Raw genomic sequence first — 8,254 nt, 5'->3', positions numbered from 1 at the left:
AATATAATCTTTGTTCAAATCATTATTTTTGGCTAATGCTGTAAGAATAAAAAATTTATTAATATATGCAACAGCTAAAATCCCGCCTGGCTTTAATACCCTTAAACTTTCTGTGATACTGTCTATTCTATCTGCTTCATTTCTTAAATGATATAGTGGTCCTAAAGATAAAACAACATCAAAACTTTCATCCTTAAAACCAGTCAAATCTGTTGCATCTTTTAATTCAATTTTCATATGTTCTATTTTTGGGTTTTGGTGTAATTTGTTTTTCATTTTTTCTACATGCTTTGGTACTACATCTGTTGCTGTTACTTGATGTCCTTTTGAGGCATAATAAAAAGAATATCTTCCTGTTCCTGCTCCCAATTCTAATATCTTAGAATTTGCTGGAATTACCTCTTCCAAAACATAATTGGTCGTTAAATACTCTAACTTTTGAGCATTTGCTTGTACCAATCGATTTTCCTCGTCGTAATCATTATAGTATTCTATAATTTTATCACTAATTTTTATCATTCCTTTCTTCTATAGCACTGCTTAGATAGGTGGCTTTCATCTTTAGAGTTCAAGTCTGGTGTACTAAATTAGGTTGACCTTTATTTTTAACTCGCAACTTTGCTTTTAACATCTAGATATTAGCGAAACTTCTGAATTTTAGGATAACTACCCTTAATTAATTTGAGCGAAATGAAGCTAGGAATAGTTATACTACATATCATTGATTCTAAATATTATAGCTTCACCTTTTAAAATTCCTCCGTAGGGCTTTAATACATATTCAGTCAAGTTTTCTGCTGCCTTGCGCTTTTCAGATAATGAACATACTGGATTTAAAAGAGTCTCGATATATTTATATCCCTCATTACAGTTTGCTTTTAAATAATTAATCGTCTTCTTTCTGGTGTTATGCCACAAATTATTATTTTCTAGTAAGATCGGCATCGCATTTGCAATTAATAATGAAGCTACATAATTAAAAGCAATTACATTATCAATGTCCAATAAATCCTTATATATTTCAGTTAAATCCGATCGCCTCTTAGTTCTATATTTTTCATCTTCCCACTTTTCATTCTTAGGTGGACCAGCTTCAAGAATTTTCTTGGCTTTAGCAATTAATTGTTCAATTTCTGATGTTTTATCGAACAAGATAATTCCGTCCCTTAATGCAAATAACATGGGCATTTCATTTTCTGCAATAGCTTTTTTTAGAGTTTTTAAGTGTTCCTCAACAAATTCTACAGTAATACCATATCGGATCTCATGTCTTTTTTGAAGAATATTTTGATTGGTTATTGCCAATAGGTCTATATCACTGTTTTCACCTTCCTCATTTCTGGAAACTGAGCCGTATAATATTAATGCCAAAATATCTTTGTCTTCATACAATTCTTGACTTATTTCATTAACTAATTCCTGATGAGTTATCATTTTAATTCCCCTCCCAATCTAAAATAAACCTCTAAGTCTTACATAAGTCAACCCAACCCCTCATTCATCCACCCTAATTAGGATGTTGCTAAGCTCATGTTATACGAAGTCACCTCCTTTTACTTTTCTATCCGATTAAATTTATCTAAAGTTATTAATGCCTTTAAAAAATATAAGTTTAGAAATAAGTAAATTTGCAAATGGAGATTTAACAAGAAGATTAAATGTAAAATCAAAAGATGAAATTGGTCAATTAAGTATTGCATTTAATAAAATGGCCTCAACTCTTGAAGAACTTATTAAAACAAGACAAGAACTTTTAAAAGATATTGGACATGAGTTAAGAACTCCTATAGCAAAAGGAAAGTTTGCAATCGAAAAAATTGAAGATTTTTCTAAAAAGGAACTTTTAAAAACAATTTTTAATGATTTAGAACTACTTACAAATGAATTAATAGAGTTAGAAAAGCTAAACTCTAAAGAGTTAGAACATTCAACTTTTAATATTGAAACTTTGATTATACAAGCTTTGAATAAACTTTATATAGAAAATGAAAATCTAATTTCTATTGATATTCAAGAAAACTTTTTAATAGAAGGTGATTTATATTACTTATCAATGGCTCTTAAAAATTTAATTGATAATGCTTTAAAATATGCTATTTCTTATCCAATAGAAATAAAAGTTATAAATAAAGAAATTCATATAATTAATAGTGCAAAACAATTAACTAAAAATTTAGAATATTATTTTAAGCCCTTTACTCAAGAACTATCACAAAGGGATGGTTTTGGATTAGGTCTTAGTATTGTTCAAAAAATTTTAAAAAAACATAATTTTAAAATATCATATAAATATAAAAACGAAAAAGTTAACTTTATAATATCCTTATCTAGTTAAGTACAATTTATGTATAATTTTTATAAAAATAGATAAGGATTAAAATGACTGCACTGCAATTAGCTGATTTTATAGGTATTATATCTTTTGCTCTTAGTGGTTTTTTAATTGCAGTTCATTATAAACTTGATATTTTAGGTGTTTTTATCTCTTCTTTTTTAACAGCTTTGGGAGGTGGAATGATAAGAGATGTTATCTCTAATGAAACTCCATTTATTTTCACTAATACTACTCCTATTATTTTAGTAGTAAGTACTATTTTTCTCTCATTTATATTTAAACTTCACAATATTAACAACTTAGAAGGAAAGACTGCATTTATAGTTTCAGATGCAATTGGATTAGCCTCTTTTGCAATTACTGGATCTTTAATAGCAATTGAAAATGATTTTAACTTTTTAGGTGTTTTAATACTTGCTTTTTTAACAGCAGTTGGAGGAGGAACAACAAGAGATATTTTAATAAATAAAGTTCCTTTTATACTTGTATCTGAATTTTACGCAACAGTTGCGATTATTGTTGGCTTGATAATATATGCATTAAACATATTTAATATAATGAATCTTTTTACTCTCATTATAGTTTTTATTTTTGGTGTTAGTTTAAGATTATTAGCTTATTACAAAAAATGGAACTTACCAAAACTATAATCTATTTTTTAAATTGTTCTAGTTGGCTCTCTCTATGTTCTATTACATCTTTTAAATTAGTAATAATTTTTGCTTGTTCACTTACTTGCTCGTTTAATTTTATAAACTCATCTTTTCTTAAATTTACTTCATTTTCAAGAGCTTCATTTTTTTGTTTTAAATCATCATTTATTATCTTATATTTTTTCATTTTAGTTACTGCTTCTAAAACTTTTTGATAACTTTCTACTTTTATATTCTCCATTTGTGCATTTAAACTTTTTATTTCATCTTCATAATAAAGCAATTGAGAGTGTTGTTTTGCACTTTTTTGTTTTTCATTACTTAATACTTCATTTTTAAAAATCAAGCCATCTTCTAAGTTTTTAACTTTTTTTTCAAGCTCTCTTATTTGTGTTAAATATTGACTCTCTTTTTTTCTTGATTCTTTTATATTATTTAATATATTCTTTTTAAATTTTCTTTTTTCATTTTCATCATTTGTTATTAAAAATCTAATTCCTATATACTCAATAATCTCTTTTTTAGAGTTAAATCTTGGAATTATCGTAGAGTTTACATAATATGCTTGTCCATCTTTTGCTTTATTTTTAACTTTACCTTGCCAGATTTTCCCACTTTGAATATCACTCCATAAGCCTTTAAAAATCTCACTTGGCATATCAGGATGCCTTATTATATTATGTGCTTGTCCAAGTAATTCCTCTTCTTTATATCCAGATGTTTCACAAAATCTATCATTTACAAAAGTAATAATTCCTTTTGGATTTGTTCTTGATATAATAGCAACTTTATCAATTACATCAATATACTGTTGCATTTCAATTTGTTGAAACTCCACAAGCTTTGAATTCTCTTTTTCTTTTGCTATTGATTGAACTTTTAATATCATATTTTCAACATCATAAGGTTTTAAGATATAAGCAGAAGTATTAAGTTTGATAGCTTCAAGTAAAAATTTTGATTCTGAATAAGCAGTTGCAAAAATCAATGGAATATCAATTTTTAGTTTTCTAATCTCTTTTAACATGCCAATTCCTGAAAGATTTGGCATATTTATATCACTAATAATTACATCTATTTCGTCTTTATTTTTTAAATAAAGTTCTAATCCCTCTTTTCCATCACTTGCAATATAAACTTTTTTAAAAAAAGTTTTAAAGATTTTACCCAATTCTTCTTGCGTTGAAAGATGATCCTCAACATATAAAATACAAAGAGTTTTCAAAAAAGATATATCTATCATTGTAATTTCCTAATTATGATATTTCATATAAGTTTATCTTAACTATCAAAAATTATATTACTCTTTTGTTTTATATTTTATTAAGTTTTAAATTAGTATTTTAGGGAATTGTGTCAAAGCTTATAATATTATTTTTTGTAATCCTTCAATAATAGTTCTTTTTTCAAGATCTTTAATTCTGCTTTCTAGTGACTCAATAGTTTCATTTTCATTAATTTTTAAGGAGTTTTGTAAAATAAACTCTCCTTCATCATAATCTTTACTTACATAGTGTAAAGTGACACCAGAAATTTTTTCATTTGCTTTTAAAACTGCTTCATGAACATTTCTTCCATACATTCCTTTTCCTCCAAATTTTGGTAAAAGAGATGGGTGTGTATTTATGATTTTATTTTCAAACTCCTTTAATAGTTTTGATTCAATTTTTTTCATATATCCAGATAAAAAAACATAATCACATTTGTACTTTTTAAGCAAATTTGTAATTTCTTCATCAGTATCATCATATTTTTTTGAATTAACTATATAATTTGGAATATTTTTACTACTTGCTTTTTTTAAAACATTTGCATCAGTATTATTTGAAATAATCACAACAACTTGTGCATTTAAAATCTTATCTTCACATGCTTTTTGAATATAATCAAAACCACTACCATTATGAGATGAAAGAATTCCTATTTTTTTCATAGCCTACCTTAAATAAATTTGAGATTATAATAAAAAAACATTAAGATGTAAACCATCAAAACTATTTTATTCTTTGAGAATGAGTAATTGCTATTGCAATTGCATCAGTAATATCTAGTGGTTTTATCTCTTTTTTTATACCTAATAACCTTTTTACCATAAATGCAACTTGCTCTTTTGCAGCTTTACCATTTCCTGTTACTGCTTGTTTTACTTGCAATGGAGTATATTCTGCAAAATTTCCAAATTCTAAAAGAACTTTTAATGAAATTGCTCCTCTAAATTGTGCTAGTTTTATAACTGTTTTTGGATTAAAAGCATAAAACATATCTTCAATCGCAACTTCATTTATATCAAACTTTTTAAAAATCATATCAAGTCCTTCTGTCATCTCAACAATTTGTTCTTGTAAAATCTTTGTTTTTATTTTTATTAAGCCAGCTTCTAAAAGTTTAATATTTCTTCCATTTTTTTCAATTATTGCATATCCACAGTTTCTTGTACCTGGATCTATTCCTAATATTTTCACTACTTATTCACCTTTTATTCATCACATAAAAATTATCTATTCATCTTTTCACTTATGGTTAAATCACTTTATTCACATGTTTAAAGTGTGGTATAATCGTCAATCTTTTATAAATATTCACTTAAATTGTGATTCTTTTCACACAAAATTTAAAATTTATTCACTGTGTTGATAATTTTTTCATAAATATTTAGCTATAATATTTACCAATTATGAAAAAAGAGTATATATTATATGACAAATAAAGAGTTTTTAGCAATTATTAAACAAGAATCAACAGCATTAGATTATAATAGATATTTAAAACAGCTAGTTTATAAAAAAATTTCATCTGATGAAAAAATAGCTGTATTTGAAGTATCAAATAAATATATTGCTTCGTGGATAAAAAGTAAATATAGAAATCTTATACAACACTGCTTTGAAACTATTGATGGAACAAAGCCAGAAATAGAGATAAAAGTTGCTGGTGAAAAGAAGACTAAAAAAGAGATTATTACTGAAAAACTAAAAAACGATACAGCTGAAAGTACAATATTAAACCCTTCATATACATTTGACTCTTTTGTAGTTGGAGGCTCAAATCAAATGGCTTACAACGCTTCACTTGCTGTATCTAAAAAACCTGGTATTCAATACAATCCATTATTTATTTATGGGGGAACAGGACTTGGAAAAACCCATCTTTTACAAGCAATTGGAAATGATGCAATACAACAAGGAAGAACAGTTATTTATGTAACAATTGAACAGTTTATGAATGATTTTACTTTCTCAATTAAAAATAAAAACATGGAACACTTTAGAAATAAATATAGAAAGTGTGATGTTTTATTAATTGATGATATTCAATTTTTAAGTGGAAAAGAACAGACTCAAGAGGAGTTTTTCCATACCTTTAATGAACTTCATAATGCAAAAAAACAAATAGTTATGACATCTGATAGACTTCCATCTCAAATTGCTGGACTTGTTGATAGATTAAAATCTAGATTTGAATGGGGATTAACAGCTGATATTCAAATTCCAGGACTTGAAACAAAAATTGCAATTATTGAAAAGAAATCTGAATTAAATGGAATTCATTTAAGTAGAGAAATTATTAATTTTATTGCAACTAATTTAGATAACTCAATTAGGGAAATTGAGGGTGTTCTTATTCGAATTAATGCAAGTGCTTCTTTATTAAATCAAGAGATTAATTTAGAGTTAGTTCAAGGTTTATTAAAAGAGCAAATTAAAGAAACAAAAGAGAATATTAAGCTACCTGATATTATTAATTTAGTAGCAAGTGAGCTAAATATTAAACCAAGTGATATAAAATCTAAAAAAAGAACTGCAACCGTAGCAAATGCTAGACGAGTAGTTATATATCTTGCAAGAGAATTAACTCATAACTCAATGCCTGATATTGCAAAGTTTTTAGGTATGAAAGATCACAGTTCTATTTCACATAATATAAAAAAAGCAAATGAGTTAATAGAAAAAGATGAAAACTTTAAATTAATCATCGAAAATTTGAAAAATAAGTTAATAAATAAGGAGTGGTAAAAATAAGTTTAAGTAGATAGTGTGAAAAGGTGTGAATATAAACATTTTGTTATTCACTTTCATTTCGTACGATGAAATGGAAGTTTCAAAGGTGTTTTCATCTTTTCACACACACTACTGCTACCACTACTTAAAAGAAATAATAAGAGGAGATCTAAGTGAAATTTATTATCACAAAAAATATCATTGAGAATATAGTTTCTTCAATGCAACCATTTTTAGAAAAAAAAGATGCAAGTGCTATTACTTCACATGTATATTTAGAAGTAAACAATGATAAACTTATCATAAAAGCAACAGATTATGAGATTGGATTAGAGTCTCAAATCGATGAACTAAATGAAAGTGTTAATGGTAAAGCAACTGTTAATGGTTCAAATTTATTAGGAATATTAAAAAGATTAAAAGATTTAGAAATAATAGTAGAAACAATAGAAAACAATTTAATAATTAGACAAAATAAATCTACTTTTAAATTACCTATGTATGACCCAGAAGAGTATCCAAGTCTTCCAAAACCTGATAATATAAATAAATTAGATATTAGTATGCTAAATTTAATTAATTCTATTAGAAAAATTACTCCTGCAATAGATAATAATAATCCTAAATTTGAATTAAATGGAGCATTAGTTGATATAAAAAGTGATAAAATAAATTTTGTGGCAACAGACACTAGAAGATTAGCAGTATCTCATTTACAAAATATATCAAATGATCAAAATCAATTTATAATTCCAAAAAAAGCAATAATAGAGATTCAAAAACTATTTTTAGATGATGCAACTGTTGCTTATGATTCTACTAATTTAATTATTTCAAATGAAAGAATGACTTTCTTTACAAAATTAATTAATGGAAAGTTTCCAGATTATGATAGAATCATTCCAAATAGTTTAAAATACAATTTCTCTTTACCAAAAGATATGTTAATTGAATCTATAAAATTAGTTACATCACTATTTTCAAATATAAAAATTACATTTAGTTCAAATACAATTATATTTGAGTCACTAGATGAAGATAGTGAATCAAAAACACAAATTGATATAGATCTAAATATAGAAAATACTTTTTATTTAGCAGTAAATGCAAAATACCTATTAGATTTTTTAAGTTTAACAAACAATGAAAATGTAAACATTGGTTTTAATGAATCAAATTTACCATTTTATTTAGAAGATGAGAAATTCTTTACAATTGTAATGCCAATAGTTTTAGAAAAATAATATAGTATATTAAAGAAGGAAAAA

General features: G+C 25.7%; 9 protein-coding genes. 4 read left to right on the top strand and 5 right to left on the bottom strand.

Annotated features, from left to right (window positions below):
- Both ACTCCZ_RS07255 and ACTCCZ_RS07250 read right to left on the bottom strand, forming a co-directional pair.
- Positions 1 to 519: class I SAM-dependent methyltransferase (locus ACTCCZ_RS07255; protein ID WP_463187227.1), on the bottom strand; the 519-nt coding region annotated here is incomplete at its 3' end.
- A 192-nt stretch (positions 520 to 711) separates the two neighbouring features.
- Positions 712 to 1,434 (bottom strand): nucleotidyltransferase domain-containing protein, encoded by a 723-nt coding sequence (locus tag ACTCCZ_RS07250; protein ID WP_463172180.1) that lies wholly within the window; start codon positions 1,432 to 1,434, stop codon positions 712 to 714.
- 157 nt (positions 1,435 to 1,591) lie between these two features.
- Between ACTCCZ_RS07250 and ACTCCZ_RS07245 the strand changes: the two genes are divergently transcribed.
- Together ACTCCZ_RS07245 and ACTCCZ_RS07240 are read left to right on the top strand one after the other, a co-directional pair.
- Positions 1,592 to 2,335, top strand: coding sequence for a HAMP domain-containing protein (locus ACTCCZ_RS07245; protein ID WP_463187226.1), 744 nt, complete (start codon positions 1,592 to 1,594; stop codon positions 2,333 to 2,335).
- A 44-nt stretch (positions 2,336 to 2,379) separates the two neighbouring features.
- Positions 2,380 to 2,985 (top strand): trimeric intracellular cation channel family protein, encoded by a 606-nt coding sequence (locus tag ACTCCZ_RS07240; RefSeq protein WP_079578168.1) that lies wholly within the window; start codon positions 2,380 to 2,382, stop codon positions 2,983 to 2,985.
- A 1-nt stretch (position 2,986) separates the two neighbouring features.
- Here ACTCCZ_RS07240 and ACTCCZ_RS07235 read toward each other — a convergent pair whose 3' ends face one another.
- From ACTCCZ_RS07235 to ruvC, 3 genes are all read right to left on the bottom strand, one after another.
- Positions 2,987 to 4,231 (bottom strand): response regulator, encoded by a 1,245-nt coding sequence (locus ACTCCZ_RS07235; protein ID WP_079578167.1) that lies wholly within the window; start codon positions 4,229 to 4,231, stop codon positions 2,987 to 2,989.
- 120 nt (positions 4,232 to 4,351) lie between these two features.
- The gene (gene purN, locus ACTCCZ_RS07230) at positions 4,352 to 4,921 is read right to left on the bottom strand and encodes a phosphoribosylglycinamide formyltransferase (RefSeq protein WP_079578166.1); all 570 of its coding nucleotides are present in this window, start codon (positions 4,919 to 4,921) and stop codon (positions 4,352 to 4,354) included.
- Positions 4,922 to 4,982: 61 nt separating this feature from the next.
- Positions 4,983 to 5,450: a crossover junction endodeoxyribonuclease RuvC gene (gene ruvC / locus ACTCCZ_RS07225; RefSeq protein WP_079578165.1), complete on the bottom strand. Its 468-nt coding sequence runs from the start codon at positions 5,448 to 5,450 to the stop codon at positions 4,983 to 4,985.
- A 234-nt stretch (positions 5,451 to 5,684) separates the two neighbouring features.
- On the opposite strand from ruvC, the gene dnaA reads away from it, so the two are divergent.
- Positions 5,685 to 7,001 carry a chromosomal replication initiator protein DnaA gene (gene dnaA, locus ACTCCZ_RS07220; RefSeq protein ID WP_079578164.1) on the top strand — a complete coding sequence of 439 codons (1,317 nt, stop codon included), beginning with the start codon at positions 5,685 to 5,687 and terminating at the stop codon, positions 6,999 to 7,001.
- Positions 7,002 to 7,159: 158 nt separating this feature from the next.
- Positions 7,160 to 8,230, top strand: a complete 1,071-nt coding sequence (gene dnaN / locus ACTCCZ_RS07215) for a DNA polymerase III subunit beta (protein WP_079578163.1) — start codon at positions 7,160 to 7,162, stop codon at positions 8,228 to 8,230.
- Positions 8,231 to 8,254 lie beyond the last annotated feature (24 nt).

The organism is Malaciobacter sp. (genome assembly GCF_055140965.1).
The sequence above is the reverse complement of the archived record's forward strand: the minus strand, read 5'-3'. Positions and strand labels throughout refer to the sequence as shown.